Genomic DNA, 16,845 nt, shown 5'->3' with positions numbered 1-16,845 from the left:
CATTCGTAAAGGGGAAACGACAGGATAAACGTCAGGACGTTATCTGAAGCGAAGGAACCCAAACGGCGGCGGGGCAACAGGCAGAACCTACTCTGCGGCGTAATTATAACACCCTCATAAAAAATATGCGGTAAAACATTTATGCATTGGGCATAAAGAGCGTGCGGGGCACCCAGAAGTCGCGCGGGAGCTTCTCCAGGCGGTAAACATCGAGATGCTGGATGTAGTCGCGTCGTGCGATTTCAACGGCGCCCAGGGACGCGGTGTGCTCGTTAAGAACCTGGCAATCCAGCAACTGCCCGCCGCGTGCGGCAAACGCCTCGCAGAAAACCAGCAGCGCGGTTTTTGAGGCATTTACCGCGCGGGAGAACATCGACTCACCGCAAAACAGCGTGCCTTGCGCCACGCCGTACATGCCACCCACCAGTTCGTCTTTCTCCCAGACCTCTATCGAATGCGCGTAGCCCAGCTCATGAAGCTGGTGATAAGCGGTGACAATATCGCGGGTTATCCAGGTCCCTTCGTGGCGATCGCTGGCGCAGCCTTCGATAACCCGATCAAACGCGTGGTTCAGGGTCACCCGATAGGGCGATTTCGCGTGAAAGCGCTTCATGCTGCGGCTGAGGTGAAACTGCGTCGGCCACAGTACGGCGCGGGGATCGGGCGACCACCATAAAATGGGATCGCCGGGAGAAAACCACGGAAAAATACCGCGCTGGTACGCCATCAATAGCCGTGCCGGGCTGAGATCGCCGCCAAGCGCCAGCAGCCCGTTAGGTTCGCGCAGCGCTCCCTCCGGGGAAGGGAACGCAATATTATGACGAGAAAGCTGGACCAGGCGCATGACAGCAGAACTCCAATACGCGAGTTAGGATCGGTTCAAATATAGCCTACAGACGCTGTTTAAACTGGTAATAACGACCCTGTTTCGCCAACAGTTCTGCGTGACTACCTTGCTCAATAATGTGCCCGTTGTCCATCACAATTATCCGATCGAAATTCGCCAGCCCGCGCAGGCGGTGCGTCACCATCAGCACCGTTTTGCCGCTCATAACAGTTGCCAGTAAATCAAGGATTTGACTCTCGGTTGTGGCATCCAGTCCTTCGGTGGGTTCGTCCAGCAGCATCAGCGGAGCGTCGTGCAGCAAAGCGCGCGCGATCGCCAGGCGGCGTAATTCTCCCCCCGAGAGCTGACGCCCCCCTTCACCGAGCCAGCTGTTTAACCCGTCATCCTCAAGAAGCTTGTGCAGGCCAACCTGTTCGAGGATGGCGCGAAGCGCTTCGTCATTCGCCTCCGGGGCTGCAAGAAGCAGGTTTTCGCGCAGGGTCGCGCTGAACAGATGCACGCGCTGCGGCACCACGCTGACGGTCTTGCGAAGCGCATGCTCGCTAAAGGCGTTCAGCGGGGTGTCGTTCAAGAGAATGTCGCCGCGCTGAGGATCCCATGCGCGGGTCAGCAGCTGCAAAAGCGTGGATTTACCGCAGCCGGTTCGCCCAAGAATGGCAATGCGCTGGCCCGCAGAAACCGAGAGCGAAATGCCATCCAGCGCGTTTTGCGCCTGCTGGTCATAGGAAAACACCACGTCTTTCAGCGTCAGCGCAACCTGCTGCGGAACGGGGGTTTGCGTCGCGGAGAAGGTCACGTCGGGCTCCTGTTCCGCGATTTGCGTAATGCGCAAAGCCGAGGCGATAACCTGCCCGAGGTGCTGGAATGCGCCCGTTACCGGAGCCAGCGCTTCGAATGCCGCCAGTGCGCAGAACACGAACAGCGCGATGAGTGCGCCGGGCTGCGTATTCCCGCCCACGCCGCCGGAGGCCATCCACAGCATCGCGACAACGGCAAAACCGCCGATCAGCATCATCAGCGCCTGGGAAAACGCGGTCAACTCGGACTGTCGGCGCTGTGCTTCATGCCAGTTCAGCTCGGTGCTTTCCATGCGGGCGCGGTAGCGCTGGCTGGCACCAAAAATGGTCAGCTCGGCCTGGCCCTGTAACCATGAGGTCAGCTGCTGGCGGTACTCGCCGCGCAGACGCGTCAGATTTTCTCCGGTCGGTTTGCCGGCGCGGTAAAAGAGCGGCGGCAGGAAGAACAGCGTCACCAGCATGATGCCGCCCAGGGTCAGGGCGATAGTCACATCGAGCATGCACAGCCCGAGCGTAACGACCACGATCACCACAAACGCCCCTACAAGCGGGGAAATCACGCGCAGGTAGAGGTGATCCAGCGTATCGACATCCGCGACGACGCGGTTAAGCAGCTCGCCCTGGCGAAAACGCGCCAGACCGGCAGGGGAGAGGGGCAGCAGCTTACTGAAAGTGTAAATACGCAGGTGCTGGAGCACGCGGAAGGTCGCGTCGTGGCTCACCAGACGTTCAAAATAACGCCCGGCGGTGCGGGTAATGGCCGCACCGCGCACGCCTGCCGCCGGGAGCATATAGTTGAAGCTGTACAGCCCGGCGACGCCTACCACGGCAGAGGCCGACAGGAACCAGCCGGAAAGGGTCAGCAACCCAATGCTGGCAAGCAGGGTGATAATCGCCAGCACGATCCCGAGCGTCAGCATCCATTTATGGCGCTTATACAGGGCAAGATAAGGCAGCAGGGCGCGCATCAGATATCCTCCTGACGGTTAGCCAGCAGGGTGGCAAACGGCCCCTGCGCGGCAACGAGAGAGGCGTAATCGCCTTGCTCGACAATGTGACCATTCTCCATGACCCAAATCCGATCCCAGTCGGTAATGCCTTCCAGCTGGTGAGTCACCATCAGCGTGGTTTGTTGCAACGACGCCGCGTTCAGGGCGTGCATGACGCGCTGCTCGCTGTGGGCATCGAGGCTTGCCGCAGGCTCGTCCAGCAGCATCAGTTGGCAGGGGTTAAGCAGAGCGCGCGCCACGGCGATACGCTGAGCCTGCCCGACGGATAAACCCACCGCCTGGTCGCCCACCACGGTATCCACACCCTGCGCCAGCAGCGGCAGAAACTCGCTGACCCAGGCGCGGTCAAGCACAGACTGAAGCTCGTCCTCGCGCGCGTCCGGGCGGGCAAGCAGAACGTTTTCACGCAGCGTAGAGGCAGGAAGCTGCGGGTTTTGTCCCACCCAACTGAGCTGTTTGCGCCAGGCATCCGGATCCAGCTCGCGGAGTTCCACTTTGTTAATGCGCAGCGATCCGGTATAGGCCATAAACCCGGACAGCGCGTTCAGCAGCGAGCTTTTACCCGACCCGCTGGTGCCTACCAGCACAACGCGCTGACCGGCTTCCAGGGTAAAGTTCAGCGGCCCGGCCAGCACGTTGCCCTCAGGGGAAAGCACCGAGAAGTCGACGGCTTCGACGGTCACCGGATCGTTGGCGTTGAGCGTGACGTCACCGCGCTCAGGGTGAGCAAGCGGCGTTTCAAGGAAGGTTTTCAGGCTATCGGCAGCGCCCACGGCCTGAGCTTTTGCGTGGTAAAACGTCCCCAGATCGCGCAGTGGCTGGAAAAACTCCGGCGCCAGGATCAGGGCAAGGAAACCGGCCGACAGCGTAACGCCGGTGCCGTAATGGCCAAAATCGAGCTCGCCCAGGTACGAGAAACCGAAGTAAACCGCCACCACGGCAATCGACAGCGAGGTAAAGAACTCCAGCACGCCGGAAGAGAGGAAGGCTAAACGTAAGACTTCCATTGTGCGCTGGCGAAAGTCCTGGGATGCCAGGCGGATATTTTCCGTTTCGGCTTCGCCGCGCCCGAAGATCCGCAGGGTTTCCATTCCGCGCAGGCGGTCAAGGAAGTGTCCGCTCAGGCGACCAAGCGCGAGGAAGTTACGACGGTTGGCATCGGCTGCGCCCATTCCCACCATCGCCATAAATAAAGGGATTAGTGGCGCGGTGCAAAGCAGGATCAGCGCCGCCACCCAGTTAGACGGGAAAATAATCGCAACAATTAACAGCGGGACGCACACCGCCAGCGCCATCTGCGGAAGATAGCGGGCGTAGTAATCGTGCATATCGTCGATTTGTTCGAGGATAAGCGTCGCCCAGCTCCCGGCAGGCTTCCCCTGAATCCAGGCGGGCCCCGCTTCCTGGAGCCGGTCGAGCACCTGACGGCGGATCTCATAGCGAATGTGCTGTCCGGCGTGGAACCCCACGCGCTCCCGCAGCCAGACCACCCAGGCGCGCAGAATAAAAATCAGGACTAAGACGATAAAGGGCAGCAGAAGCGCTTCCCGCGGGATGTTCTCCATGATCATATGATTGAGAATGCGGGCCAGCAGCCATGCCTGGGCAACAATCAACAGACCGCTGATAAGTCCCAGCAGACGGGAAATATTCAGCCAGCGGCGGGAAAGAACGCTTTGCTGTTTCAGCCAGCGTGTTAACTCTTGTTGACGGGTTTTTTCCATTGCGTACTTTGCAGGTGACGTTATTAGAAATTGGGCAGCGCAATGTTACAACGGGGAGACAATAAAGGCGACTTATCGCCGCCTTTATTTACGTTTGTTACTGACTTGTAAAGATTATTTACTTTGTTCGGCCAGTCCATCCAGATAGCGTTCAGCGTCCAGCGCGGCCATACAGCCAGTACCGGCAGAGGTGATCGCCTGACGGTAAATGTGATCCATTACGTCGCCCGCCGCGAAGACGCCCGGGATGCTGGTCTGGGTCGCGTTACCGTGAATACCGGACTGCACCTTAATGTAGCCGTTTTCCAGCTCCAGCTGGCCGTCGAAGATCGCGGTATTCGGGCTATGGCCGATAGCCACGAACAGGCCGGCAACTTCCAGCGACTCGACGTTGTCGGTGTTCTGCGTATCGCGAATACGCAGGCCAGCAACGCCCATCTGATCGCCTGTCACCTCTTCCAGGGTACGGTTGGTGTGCAGCACGATATTGCCGCTCGCCACTTTATCCATCAGACGTTTGATCAGGATCTTCTCTGCGCGGAAGGTATCGCGACGGTGGATCAGGTGAACTTCAGAGGCGATGTTCGCCAGATACAGCGCTTCTTCTACTGCCGTGTTACCGCCGCCGATCACCGCCACTTTCTGGTTACGGTAGAAGAAACCATCGCAGGTAGCGCAGGCAGACACGCCGCGGCCTTTGAACGCTTCTTCAGACGGCAGGCCCAGGTAACGGGCAGAGGCACCGGTGGCGATAATCAGCGCATCGCAGGTGTATTCGCCGCTGTCGCCGGTCAGGCGGAACGGACGGTTTTGCAGGTCAACCTTGTTAATGTGGTCGAACAGGATTTCGGTTTCGAACTTGGTCGCGTGCTCGTGCATACGCTCCATCAGCAGCGGCCCGGTCAGGTCGTTCGGGTCGCCTGGCCAGTTTTCTACTTCGGTCGTGGTGGTCAGCTGACCGCCTTTTTCCATGCCGGTAATCAGAACCGGTTGCAGGTTAGCGCGTGCAGCATAGACCGCCGCGGTATATCCCGCAGGTCCAGAACCAAGGATGAGTAGCTTACTGTGTTTGGCCGTGCCCATGAGATCCCCATTGTTGTTGGCAGACATTTGGCTGGATTGTAGGGAATTTGTTGCCGTAAAAAAAGAGCACAGCAATTTTGATATCGATATGTGCGATAGACACTGGCGATGAGTTAAGCGCTACAACATAACGCTTTCTACTGAAAACCGGTTGATTATAAGGCAGTAAAATGAGGATTAATGACCTACCGTAATGAATATCCGGCATGTTGTACTAAAAATCGATGTTTTGCTTTGACAATCCCCTGCGCTTTTGCGAAAACATTGAAGGAAGAAAAAAAACCGCGTTAACAGTGTGCCGCATCGGTATGCACGTAAATGCCATTTTTACCGGGTCAGTGAAATCTACGCATGGTGTGGACAGACGCCATACGTGATGTCGGTGACTGCCATTCGGCACCGGTCTTCTTACCGTAGAACCCGAATCCGCATCGCGTAAATTACATAATCAGTCGATGCGATGAATAACGGGTACAGGCTCTGAACAGTGATGTGCACAGGGTCCAGGCAGGAGTAGGGAAGGAATACAGAGAGACAATAATAATGGTAGATAGCAAGAAGCGCCCTGGCAAAGATCTCGACCGTATCGATCGTAACATTCTGAATGAGTTGCAAAAGGATGGGCGTATTTCCAACGTCGAGCTTTCAAAACGTGTGGGACTTTCCCCGACGCCGTGCCTTGAGCGTGTGCGCCGACTGGAAAGACAGGGTTTTATTCAGGGCTATACGGCTCTGCTGAACCCGCATTATCTGGATGCCTCACTTCTGGTATTTGTTGAGATTACTCTGAATCGTGGTGCACCGGATGTGTTTGAGCAATTTAACGCCGCTGTACAAAAACTTGAAGAAATACAAGAGTGTCACCTGGTTTCCGGCGATTTCGACTACCTGTTGAAAACCCGTGTGCCAGACATGTCCGCCTACCGTAAGCTGCTGGGTGAAACCCTGCTGCGTCTGCCGGGCGTGAACGACACCCGTACCTACGTGGTGATGGAAGAGGTCAAACAGAGCAATCGTCTGGTTATTAAGACGCGCTAACACGGAACAGGTGCAAAATCAGCGTAGTTTGATTACACTCCTGTTAATCCATACAGCAACAGTGCCGGGGTTACCCGGCGCTGTTGTCCGTTTTAGCAAACAGGCAGGAATTGCCTGATACCTGGAGAGCCTTTCTTGAGCCAGGAATATACTGAAGACAAAGAAGTCACATTATCGAAGCTAAGCAGCGGACGTCGGCTCCTTGAGGCGTTGCTGATTGTTATTGCCCTTTTTGCCGTCTGGCTGATGGCAGCCTTACTCAGTTTCAACCCCTCAGATCCCAGCTGGTCACAAACCGCATGGCATGAGCCTATCCATAATTTAGGCGGCGTTCCCGGCGCCTGGCTTGCGGACACGCTCTTTTTCATTTTCGGTGTCATGGCCTACACCATTCCCGTCATTATTATTGGCGGCTGCTGGTTTGCGTGGCGTCACCGCCAGAATGATGACTACATCGATTACTTCGCCGTGTCGCTGCGCTTGATTGGCGCGCTGGCGCTGATCCTCACCTCCTGCGGTCTGGCGGCCATTAACGCCGATGACATCTGGTATTTCGCCTCCGGCGGGGTCATTGGCAGCCTGTTGAGCTCCGCGCTGCAGCCGATGCTGCACAGCAGCGGCGGCACCTTAACCTTACTCTGCATCTGGGCGGCGGGTTTAACGCTGTTCACCGGCTGGTCGTGGGTGAGTATCGCCGAAAAGATCGGCAGCTTTATCCTCACTCTCCTGACGTTTGCCAGCAATCGCACCCGTCGCGACGATACCTGGGTCGATGAAGAAGAATATGAAGACGAGTACGAAGATGACGATGCGCCCGTGCAGCGTCGTGATTCTCGTCGGGCGCGCATTATGCGTGGTGCGCTGGCACGCCGTAAGCGCGTCGCCGAAAAATTTGCCAATCCGTTAGGCCGTAAAACGGACGCTGCGCTTTTCTCCGGCAAGCGTATGGATGATGAAGAGCAGATTGAGTACCGGGCGGGCGGGGCGTCAGTCGATCCTGACGACGTGCTGTTCTCCGGAAATCGCGCTATGCCGGGCGATTACGATGAATACGATCCGCTGCTTAACGGTCATTCCGTTACCGAGCCGGTTGCCGCTGCCGCAGCGGCAATGACCGCGGCTCAGGTTCACGCTGCGCCGGTTGAAGCCGTGATGCCGTCTGCACCCGTCTACGAGCCAGAGCCCGTTGCTCAGCAGCCCGTTATTCACTGGCAGGAGGCGCCTGCCATTCCTGCCCATGAACCGGTGATTGCGCCTGAACCGCATTCGTATGCGCCCGTCCAGCCTCAGGAGCAGTGGCAGCAGCCGTATCAGCCTGAGCCGGAACCCGTGCCGCAGCCTTATGCAGAGTACGAACCACCGGTAGCCCAGCCTTATCAGGAATATGCCGCACCAGCCGAAGAGCCCGTTCAGCCTGACGTTGAACCGCAGATTGAGGTGGAAGAGGTTAAACCGACTCGTCCGCCGATGTACTATTTTGAAGAGGTTGAAGAGCGCCGGGCGCGCGAGCGCGAGCAGCTTGCAGCCTGGTATCAGCCTGTCCCTGAGCCGGTTCAGGAGCCAGCATTTAAAGCGACTTCAGCCCCGGTGGTTGAGCCTGCGCCTGCGGTTACGCCTGTCGCTGAAAGCGTCAAGCAGGCTACCGCCCCGGTCGCAGCGGCGGCAACCGCTGCTGCACCTGTGTTTAGCCTGGCAACAGGCGGCGCGCCACGACCTCAGGTTAAAGAGGGGATAGGCCCAACGCTTCCTCGTCCAAACCGCGTGCGCGTGCCAACGCGTCGTGAGCTTGCCTCTTATGGCATTAAGCTGCCTTCTCAGCGTATGGCAGAGGAGAAGGCGCGTGAGTCCGGGTACGAAGACGACGCGGATGAACTGCATCAGGATGAGCTGGCTCGTCAGTTTGCCGCCCAACAGCAGCAGCGCTACGGCGAAGAGTATCCGCAGGATCATCAGCAGAGTCAGGCTCCCGAAGATGAAGACGATGCGGCAGAAGCCGAGCTGGCTCGCCAGTTTGCGGCCACGCAGCAGCAGCGTTACTCCGGCGAACAGCCTGCGGGGGCAAGTCCTTTCTCATTGTCGGACTTCGAATTCTCGCCAATGAAGGATCTGGTTGATGACGGCCCTAGCGAGCCGCTGTTTACGCCAAGCGTCATGCCAGAAGCAGAAACCGCGCGCCAGCAGCCTGCGCCGCAATCTTATGCGCAGCCGCAGCAGCCACAACAGCCTCAGCAGCCGCCGCAGTTCCAGCAGCCCGCTGCACAGCCGCAGGAGAGCCTGATTCATCCGCTGTTAATGCGTAACGGGGACAGTCGTCCGCTGCAAAGGCCAAGCACGCCGCTGCCGTCGCTGGATCTGCTCACGCCGCCGCCGTCAGAAGTTGAGCCGGTGGATACGTTTGCCCTGGAACAAATGGCGCGTCTGGTGGAAGCGCGTCTGGCTGATTTCCGCATCAAAGCGGACGTCGTGAACTATTCTCCTGGACCGGTCATTACCCGCTTCGAGCTGAACCTGGCGCCGGGCGTTAAAGCCGCGCGTATCTCAAACTTGTCCCGTGACCTGGCGCGTTCCTTGTCTACCGTGGCGGTGCGCGTGGTAGAAGTGATTCCTGGCAAACCTTACGTGGGCCTGGAGCTGCCAAACAAAAAACGTCAGACCGTTTATCTGCGCGAAGTGCTGGATAACGCGAAGTTCCGCGAAAATCCATCTCCGCTGACGGTCGTGCTCGGTAAAGACATCGCAGGCGACCCGGTAGTGGCTGACCTTGCGAAGATGCCTCACCTGCTGGTTGCGGGTACGACCGGTTCCGGTAAGTCCGTCGGCGTGAACGCCATGATCCTGAGTATGCTCTATAAGGCGCAGCCGGAAGATGTGCGTTTCATCATGATTGACCCGAAAATGCTGGAGCTCTCCGTATACGAAGGGATCCCGCATCTTCTAACCGAAGTTGTGACCGATATGAAAGATGCCGCCAACGCGCTGCGCTGGAGCGTCAACGAGATGGAGCGTCGCTACAAGCTGATGTCAGCCCTGGGCGTGCGTAATCTCGCCGGTTATAACGAAAAAATTGCCGAAGCGGTGCGTATGGGCCGTCCGATTCCGGATCCTTACTGGAAGCCGGGCGACAGCATGGATGCCCAGCATCCGGTGCTGGAAAAACTGCCTTATATCGTCGTGCTGGTGGATGAATTCGCCGACCTGATGATGACCGTAGGTAAGAAGGTGGAAGAGCTGATCGCACGTCTGGCACAGAAAGCGCGTGCGGCAGGTATCCACCTGGTGCTGGCGACGCAGCGTCCGTCTGTAGACGTCATTACGGGTCTTATTAAAGCCAACATCCCGACGCGTATTGCGTTTACCGTATCGAGCAAAATCGACTCGCGCACCATTCTCGACCAGGGCGGTGCGGAATCCCTCCTGGGCATGGGTGATATGCTCTATTCCGGGCCAAACTCGACTTCACCGGTACGTGTTCACGGCGCGTTCGTTCGCGATGAGGAAGTTCACGCGGTGGTTCAGGACTGGAAAGCGCGCGGGCGTCCTCAGTACGTTGATGGCATTACTTCCGACGCTGAAAGCGAAGGCGGCGGCGGTGGCTTTGACGGCGGCGAGGAGCTGGATCCGCTGTTCGATCAGGCGGTTCAGTTCGTCACTGAAAAACGTAAAGCGTCCATTTCCGGCGTTCAGCGTCAGTTCCGTATCGGCTACAACCGCGCGGCGCGCATCATTGAGCAAATGGAAGCTCAGGGGATTGTGAGCGAGCAGGGCCATAATGGTAACCGTGAGGTGCTTGCTCCACCGCCGTTTGATTGACCTTTCAGCGATTGCAAAGTTGGGTAAATCAGCAAAAATTAAGCATATTCTTCTGTCGCCTGCCTGCGGGCAGGTACACAATAGATGGCGGAACACCCATATCGGGATGACGTATTTTAAGGAATAACAATGAAAAAATTCGCAATCGCCTGTGCATTACTGACCAGTTTTGTTGCCAGCAGCGTCTGGGCCGATGCAGCCAGCGACCTTAAAAGCCGACTGGATAAAGTAAGCAGCTTCCACGCAAGTTTCACCCAGAAAGTGACCGACGGCAGCGGTAACGCGGTGCAGGAAGGTCAGGGGGATTTGTGGGTTAAGCGCCCGAACCTGTTTAACTGGCACATGACCCAACCGGATGAAAGCATCCTGGTTTCTGACGGCAAAACCCTGTGGTTCTTTAACCCGTTCGTTGAGCAGGCAACGGCGACCTGGCTGAAAGATGCCACCAGCAATACGCCGTTTATGCTGATTGCCCGCAACCAGTCCAGCGACTGGCAGCAGTACAACATCAAACAGAACGGTGATGAATTCGTCCTGACGCCAAAAGGCGGTAACGGCAACCTTAAGCAGTTCACCATTAACGTGAGCAGCAACGGTACGATCAATCAGTTCGGTGCAGTAGAGCAAGACGATCAGCGCAGCAGCTATCAGCTGAAATCTCAGCAAAATGGTGCCGTTGATGCATCTAAATTCTCCTTTACCCCGCCACAGGGCGTAACGGTGGACGACCAACGTAAGTAAGAGGCGTGAGTGAGCAACCTGTCGCTCGATTTTTCAGATAACGCGTTTCAACCTCTGGCCGCCCGTATGCGGCCAGAAAATTTAGCGCAGTACATCGGTCAGCAGCACCTGCTGGCTGCGGGTAAGCCGTTGCCCCGTGCTATCGAAGCCGGGCATTTGCACTCGATGATCCTCTGGGGCCCGCCAGGTACCGGTAAAACAACCCTTGCCGAAGTGATTGCTCGCTACGCTAACGCCGATGTTGAGCGCATTTCTGCGGTCACGTCAGGCGTGAAAGAGATCCGTGAGGCCATCGAGCGCGCGCGCCAGAACCGCAATGCCGGGCGCCGCACGATCCTTTTCGTTGATGAAGTCCACCGCTTTAACAAGAGCCAGCAGGATGCGTTCCTGCCGCACATTGAAGACGGCACGATCTTTTTTATCGGCGCGACAACCGAAAACCCTTCGTTTGAACTCAACTCGGCACTCCTTTCCCGTGCGCGTGTTTACCTTCTTAAATCCCTGACCACGGAAGATATCGAAAAGGTACTGACTCAGGCGATGGAGGATAAAGCCCGCGGCTACGGCGGTCAGGATATCGTTCTGCCGCACGAAACCCGACTTGCGATTGCGGAACTGGTCAACGGTGATGCACGGCGTGCATTAAATACGCTGGAAATGATGGCCGATATGGCCGAAATCGATGCTTCCGGCAAGCGGGTGCTGAAGCCTGAACTGCTTACTGAAATCGCGGGTGAACGCAGCGCGCGCTTTGATAACAAAGGCGATCGTTTCTACGATCTGATTTCGGCGCTGCATAAGTCGGTTCGCGGCAGTGCGCCTGATGCGGCGCTTTACTGGTATGCGCGGATCATTAGCGCCGGCGGCGATCCGCTGTACGTTGCCCGCCGCTGCCTGGCGATTGCGTCAGAGGATGTCGGCAATGCCGATCCGCGCGCGATGCAGGTGGCGATTTCCGCCTGGGATTGCTTTACCCGCGTAGGCCCCGCCGAGGGCGAACGCGCCATTGCGCAGGCGATTGTCTATCTTGCCTGCGCGCCGAAAAGTAATGCAGTGTACACCGCCTTTAAAGCTGCGCTGGCCGACGCGCGTGAACGCCCTGATTATGATGTTCCGGTGCATCTGCGGAATGCTCCGACCAAACTGATGAAAGAGATGGGCTACGGGCAGGAGTATCGCTATGCCCATGATGAACCTAATGCTTATGCCGCCGGGGAGGAGTATTTCCCGCAGGAGATGGCACAAACTCGCTATTATCACCCCACAAACAGAGGTCTTGAAGGTAAGATTGGCGAAAAGCTCGCCTGGCTTGCCGGACAGGATCAAAATAGCCCTATAAAACGCTACCGTTAGAACGATCGTTGCGGTAATGTTGGCAATGTATCTCTGTGGCTGCAGGCTGTGGCCACATTTCCCTATTTTAATTCGATAAGCACAGGATAAGCATGCTCGATCCCAATCTGCTGCGTAATGAGCCAGACGCAGTCGCTGAAAAACTGGCACGCCGGGGCTTTAAGCTGGATGTAGATAAGCTGCGCGCTCTTGAAGAGCGTCGTAAAGTCTTGCAGGTACAAACTGAAAATCTGCAGGCAGAGCGTAACTCACGATCGAAATCCATCGGCCAGGCGAAAGCACGCGGGGAAGACATTGAGCCATTACGCCTGGAAGTTAACAAGCTGGGCGAAGAGCTGGATCAGGCTAAAGCCGATCTGGATGTGCTTCTGGCTGAAATCCGTGATATCGCGCAGGCTATCCCGAACATTCCTGACGACAGCGTTCCTGTCGGCAAAGACGAAAACGACAACGTTGAAGTGAAACGCTGGGGTACGCCTCGCGAGTTCGACTTCGAGGTTCGCGATCACGTTACTCTTGGCGAAATGCACACAGGTCTGGACTTTGCCGCTGCGGTTAAGCTGACCGGCTCTCGCTTTGTGGTGATGAAAGGGCAGATTGCCCACCTGCACCGCGCGCTGGCGCAGTTCATGCTGGATCTGCACACCGAGCAGCACGGCTATAGCGAAACCTACGTTCCGTATCTGGTAAACCACGATACGCTGTACGGTACGGGCCAGCTGCCAAAATTTGCCGGTGATCTTTTCCACACGCGTCCTCTGGACGAAGAAGCCGACAGCAGCAACTACGCGCTGATCCCAACCGCCGAAGTGCCGCTGACCAACCTGGTTCGCGACGAAATCATCGACGAAGACGATCTGCCAATCAAACTGACCGCGCACTCGCCGTGCTTCCGTTCTGAAGCCGGTTCATACGGTCGTGACACCCGCGGTCTGATCCGTATGCACCAGTTCGACAAAGTTGAAATGGTTCAGATTGTGCGTCCGGAAGACTCTATGGATGCATTGGAAGAGATGACCGGTCACGCTGAAAAAGTGCTGGAGCTGCTGGGTCTGCCGTACCGCCGCATGGCGCTCTGCACCGGCGATATGGGCTTTGGTGCCTGCAAAACCTTCGACCTTGAAGTCTGGGTTCCTGCGCAGAATACCTACCGCGAAATCTCTTCCTGCTCTAACGTCTGGGATTTCCAGGCGCGTCGTATGCAGGCGCGCTGCCGCAGCAAATCTGACAAGAAAACCCGTCTGGTACACACCCTGAACGGTTCTGGTCTGGCTGTGGGCCGTACTCTGGTTGCCGTAATGGAAAACTACCAGCAGGCTGACGGTCGCATTGAGATCCCGGAAGTGCTGCGTCCTTACATGAAAGGCCAGCAGTACATCGGTTAATTTCGTTTAAATCAAAAAAGCGCCTGAGGGCGCTTTTTTTATGCCCCTGCTTTGACACGAAGCAATAACTCCTGCTCCTAAAGTAGTAATACTCCCCCGAACGAAAGTCAGCATAAAAATCCAATAACGAAGAAATTCGTTATACATAAATCTATATAGCGGTTTTTGCCGCAACTCTTTTTTATTTGTGAGCAACCAAAGTGAGTCTCTATGAAAATCAAAGCGCCTGATGCTTTACTGGCTGCCGAGGTCACTCGCCGTGGTTTGATGAAAACCACGGCAATTGGCGGTCTGGCCGTTGCCAGCAGCGCGTTCACGTTACCTTTTTCACGTATGGCGTCGGCAGCGGATGCACTTTCTCCTGCTACAGCCCCTGAAAAAATAGTGTGGAGCGCCTGTACTGTAAACTGTGGTAGCCGTTGTCCGCTGCGTATGCACGTGGTGGATGGCGAAATCAAATATGTCGAAACGGATAACACCGGCGACGATAACTATGAAGGGTTACATCAGGTTCGTGCCTGTCTGCGCGGTCGATCTATGCGCCGTCGCGTCTATAACCCCGATCGCCTGAAATACCCAATGAAACGCGTGGGCAAGCGCGGTGAAGGCAAGTTCGAGCGCATCAGCTGGGAGGAAGCCTACGACATCATCGCCACCAACATGCAGCGTTTGATTAAAGAGTACGGCAACGAATCCATTTACCTGAACTATGGTACGGGCACGCTCGGCGGCACCATGACCCGCTCCTGGCCGCCGGGAAAAACGCTGGTAGCTCGCCTGATGAACTGCTGCGGCGGCTACCTGAATCATTATGGCGACTACTCCTCCGCGCAGATTGCCGCAGGTCTGAACTACACCTACGGCGGCTGGGCAGACGGCAACAGCCCATCGGATATCGAAAACAGCAAGCTGGTGGTGCTGTTTGGTAACAACCCGGGCGAAACCCGGATGAGCGGCGGCGGGGTTACGTACTATCTCGAACAGGCTCGCGCGAAATCCAATGCCCGTATGATCATCATCGATCCGCGCTACACCGATACCGGCGCCGGGCGTGAAGATGAGTGGATCCCAATCCGTCCGGGCACCGATGCCGCGCTGGTGAATGCGCTGGCGTGGGTGATGATCACCGAAAACCTCGTTGACCAGCCTTTCCTCGATAAATACTGCGTTGGCTACGACGAGAAAACCCTGCCGGCCAGCGCGCCGGCAAACGGGCACTACAAAGCGTACATTCTCGGTCAGGGCAGCGACGGCGTGGCGAAAACGCCGGAGTGGGCTTCAACTATCACCGGGATCCCGGTCGAGCGCATTGTTCAGCTGGCGCGTGAAATCGGGTCGGCAAAACCGGCCTATATCAGCCAGGGCTGGGGCCCGCAGCGCCACGCTAACGGTGAAATTGCGACCCGTTCGATTTCCATGCTTTCCATTCTGACCGGCAACGTGGGCATCCACGGCGGTAACAGCGGCGCACGTGAAGGTTCTTACTCCCTGCCGTTCGAACGTATGCCAACCCTGGATAACCCGGTTCAGACCAGCATCTCTATGTTCATGTGGACCGACGCCATCGAGCGCGGCCCGGAAATGACCGCCCTGCGCGACGGCGTTCGCGGCAAAGATAAGCTGGACGTGCCGATCAAGATGATCTGGAACTATGCCGGTAACTGCCTGATCAATCAGCACTCCGAGATCAACCGTACCCACGAGATCCTGCAGGACGACAAGAAGTGCGAGATGATTGTGGTGATCGACTGCCACATGACCTCGTCGGCAAAATATGCCGATATCCTGCTGCCGGACTGCACCGCCTCTGAGCAGATGGACTTCGCGCTGGACGCCTCCTGCGGCAACATGTCTTACGTGATCTTCACCGACCAGGCCATCAAACCGCGCTTCGAGTGCAAAACCATCTATGAGATGACCTCCGAGCTGGCGAAACGTCTTGGCGTCGAGCAGCAGTTCACCGAAGGGCGTACCCAGGAAGAGTGGATGCGCCATCTGCATGAGCTTTCCCGTAAAGCGATCCCGGATCTGCCTGATTTCGATACCTTCCGCAAGCAGGGGATGTACAAGCAGCGTGACCCGGAAGGCCACCATGTGGCGTACAAGGCGTTCCGTGAAGATCCACACGCGAACCCGCTGACCACGCCGTCGGGCAAAATCGAAATTTACTCCGAAGAGCTGGCAAAAATCGCCTCCACCTGGGAGCTGCCGGAAGGGGACGTTATCGATCCGCTGCCCATCTACACGCCGGGTTTCGAAAACTATAACGATCCGCTGACGGCGAAATTCCCGCTGCAGCTGACGGGCTTCCACTACAAAGCGCGCGTTCACTCAACCTACGGCAACGTTGACGTGCTGAAAGCGTCCTGCCGCCAGGAGATGTGGATCAACCCGATGGATGCGAAAGCGCGCGGTATTGCCAACGGCGATCGCGTGCGCATCTTTAACGGTCGTGGCGAAGTGCATATCGAAGCCAAAGTGACGCCGCGTATGATGCCTGGCGTTGTCGCGCTGGGGGAAGGGGCCTGGTATAACCCGGATGCGAATCGCATCGACCAGGCGGGCAGTATTAACGTACTGACCACGCAGCGCCCGTCGCCTCTGGCGAAAGGCAACCCGTCCCACACGAACCTTGTTCAGGTTGAGAAGGTGTAAGGAGTAACCGATGACAACCCAGTATGGATTTTTTATTGATTCCAGCCGCTGCACCGGTTGCAAAACCTGCGAACTGGCCTGCAAGGACTATAAGGACTTAACCCCGGACGTCAGCTTCCGCCGTATCTACGAATACGCGGGCGGCGACTGGCAGGAGGACAACGGCGTCTGGCATCAGAACGTCTTCGCCTATTACCTGTCGATTGCCTGCAATCACTGCGAAGACCCGGCCTGCACCAAGGTCTGCCCGAGCGGTGCGATGCACAAGCGCGACGACGGGTTTGTGGTGGTGAATGAAGACGTCTGCATCGGCTGCCGCTACTGCCATATGGCCTGCCCGTACGGCGCGCCGCAGTACAACGCCGCTAAAGGCCACATGACCAAGTGCGACGGCTGCCACTC

The 16,845-nt window shown here is 57.0% G+C and carries 11 protein-coding genes; 7 read left to right on the top strand and 4 right to left on the bottom strand.

Annotated features, from left to right (window positions below; all coding sequences use genetic code 11):
* Nucleotides 1-139: 139 nt before the first annotated feature.
* The 4 genes from aat to trxB all read right to left on the bottom strand — a co-directional run bounded on the left by aat (nucleotide 140) and on the right by trxB (nucleotide 5,461).
* Complete coding sequence (gene aat, locus AB6V08_RS03515) at nucleotides 140-844, bottom strand: leucyl/phenylalanyl-tRNA--protein transferase (protein WP_368541379.1); 705 nt, start codon at nucleotides 842-844, stop codon at nucleotides 140-142.
* A 46-nt stretch (nucleotides 845-890) separates the two neighbouring features.
* Nucleotides 891-2,612 carry a heme ABC transporter ATP-binding protein/permease CydC gene (gene cydC, locus AB6V08_RS03510; RefSeq protein WP_368541377.1) on the bottom strand — a complete coding sequence of 574 codons (1,722 nt, stop codon included), beginning with the start codon at nucleotides 2,610-2,612 and terminating at the stop codon, nucleotides 891-893.
* A complete protein-coding gene (cydD, locus tag AB6V08_RS03505; protein WP_368541375.1) occupies nucleotides 2,612-4,378 on the bottom strand; it encodes a heme ABC transporter permease/ATP-binding protein CydD in 1,767 nt (588 codons plus the stop codon). Before cydD ends, cydC begins: the two co-directional genes overlap by 1 nt.
* Before the next feature lie 114 nt (nucleotides 4,379-4,492).
* Nucleotides 4,493-5,461: a thioredoxin-disulfide reductase gene (gene trxB, locus AB6V08_RS03500; protein WP_368541374.1), complete on the bottom strand. Its 969-nt coding sequence runs from the start codon at nucleotides 5,459-5,461 to the stop codon at nucleotides 4,493-4,495.
* Between the two features lie 543 nt (nucleotides 5,462-6,004).
* On the opposite strand from trxB, the gene lrp reads away from it, so the two are divergent.
* From lrp to AB6V08_RS03465, 7 genes are all read left to right on the top strand, one after another.
* Nucleotides 6,005-6,499 (top strand): leucine-responsive transcriptional regulator Lrp, encoded by a 495-nt coding sequence (gene lrp, locus AB6V08_RS03495; RefSeq protein WP_000228469.1) that lies wholly within the window; start codon nucleotides 6,005-6,007, stop codon nucleotides 6,497-6,499.
* A 135-nt stretch (nucleotides 6,500-6,634) separates the two neighbouring features.
* Entirely contained in the window at nucleotides 6,635-10,309 is a 3,675-nt protein-coding gene (locus AB6V08_RS03490; RefSeq protein WP_368541372.1) for a DNA translocase FtsK 4TM domain-containing protein, read from the top strand.
* Nucleotides 10,310-10,438: 129 nt separating this feature from the next.
* Nucleotides 10,439-11,050: an outer membrane lipoprotein chaperone LolA gene (gene lolA / locus AB6V08_RS03485; RefSeq protein ID WP_368541371.1), complete on the top strand. Its 612-nt coding sequence runs from the start codon at nucleotides 10,439-10,441 to the stop codon at nucleotides 11,048-11,050.
* Between the two features lie 9 nt (nucleotides 11,051-11,059).
* The gene (gene rarA / locus AB6V08_RS03480) at nucleotides 11,060-12,403 is read left to right on the top strand and encodes a replication-associated recombination protein RarA (protein WP_368541370.1); all 1,344 of its coding nucleotides are present in this window, start codon (nucleotides 11,060-11,062) and stop codon (nucleotides 12,401-12,403) included.
* Nucleotides 12,404-12,495: 92 nt separating this feature from the next.
* Nucleotides 12,496-13,788, top strand: coding sequence for a serine--tRNA ligase (gene serS / locus AB6V08_RS03475; RefSeq protein ID WP_368541369.1), 1,293 nt, complete (start codon nucleotides 12,496-12,498; stop codon nucleotides 13,786-13,788).
* 210 nt (nucleotides 13,789-13,998) lie between these two features.
* On the top strand, nucleotides 13,999-16,443 hold the full coding sequence (dmsA, locus tag AB6V08_RS03470) for a dimethylsulfoxide reductase subunit A (RefSeq protein ID WP_368541368.1): 2,445 nt from the start codon (nucleotides 13,999-14,001) through the stop codon (nucleotides 16,441-16,443).
* Between the two features lie 10 nt (nucleotides 16,444-16,453).
* Nucleotides 16,454-16,845 (top strand): 4Fe-4S dicluster domain-containing protein (locus tag AB6V08_RS03465; RefSeq protein WP_368541367.1); only part of this gene is annotated, 392 nt, incomplete at its 3' end.

It is taken from the genome of Enterobacter soli (genome assembly GCF_964208575.1).
GTDB lineage: Bacteria > Pseudomonadota > Gammaproteobacteria > Enterobacterales > Enterobacteriaceae > Enterobacter > Enterobacter soli_A.
Note: the sequence above shows the minus strand (reverse complement) of the source record. Positions and strands in the feature narration are given on the sequence as shown.

Excerpts from the sequence above, each read along its gene's own strand:
- aat (WP_368541379.1), bottom strand. The coding sequence starts at position 844 with ATGCGCCTGGTCCAGCTTTCTCGTCATAATATTGCGTTCCCTTCCCCG.
- cydD (WP_368541375.1), bottom strand. The coding sequence starts at position 4,378 with ATGGAAAAAACCCGTCAACAAGAGTTAACACGCTGGCTGAAACAGCAA.
- lrp (WP_000228469.1), top strand. The coding sequence starts at position 6,005 with ATGGTAGATAGCAAGAAGCGCCCTGGCAAAGATCTCGACCGTATCGAT.
- cydC (WP_368541377.1), bottom strand. The coding sequence starts at position 2,612 with ATGCGCGCCCTGCTGCCTTATCTTGCCCTGTATAAGCGCCATAAATGG.
- trxB (WP_368541374.1), bottom strand. The coding sequence starts at position 5,461 with ATGGGCACGGCCAAACACAGTAAGCTACTCATCCTTGGTTCTGGACCT.
- serS (WP_368541369.1), top strand. The coding sequence starts at position 12,496 with ATGCTCGATCCCAATCTGCTGCGTAATGAGCCAGACGCAGTCGCTGAA.
- lolA (WP_368541371.1), top strand. The coding sequence starts at position 10,439 with ATGAAAAAATTCGCAATCGCCTGTGCATTACTGACCAGTTTTGTTGCC.
- dmsA (WP_368541368.1), top strand. The coding sequence starts at position 13,999 with ATGAAAATCAAAGCGCCTGATGCTTTACTGGCTGCCGAGGTCACTCGC.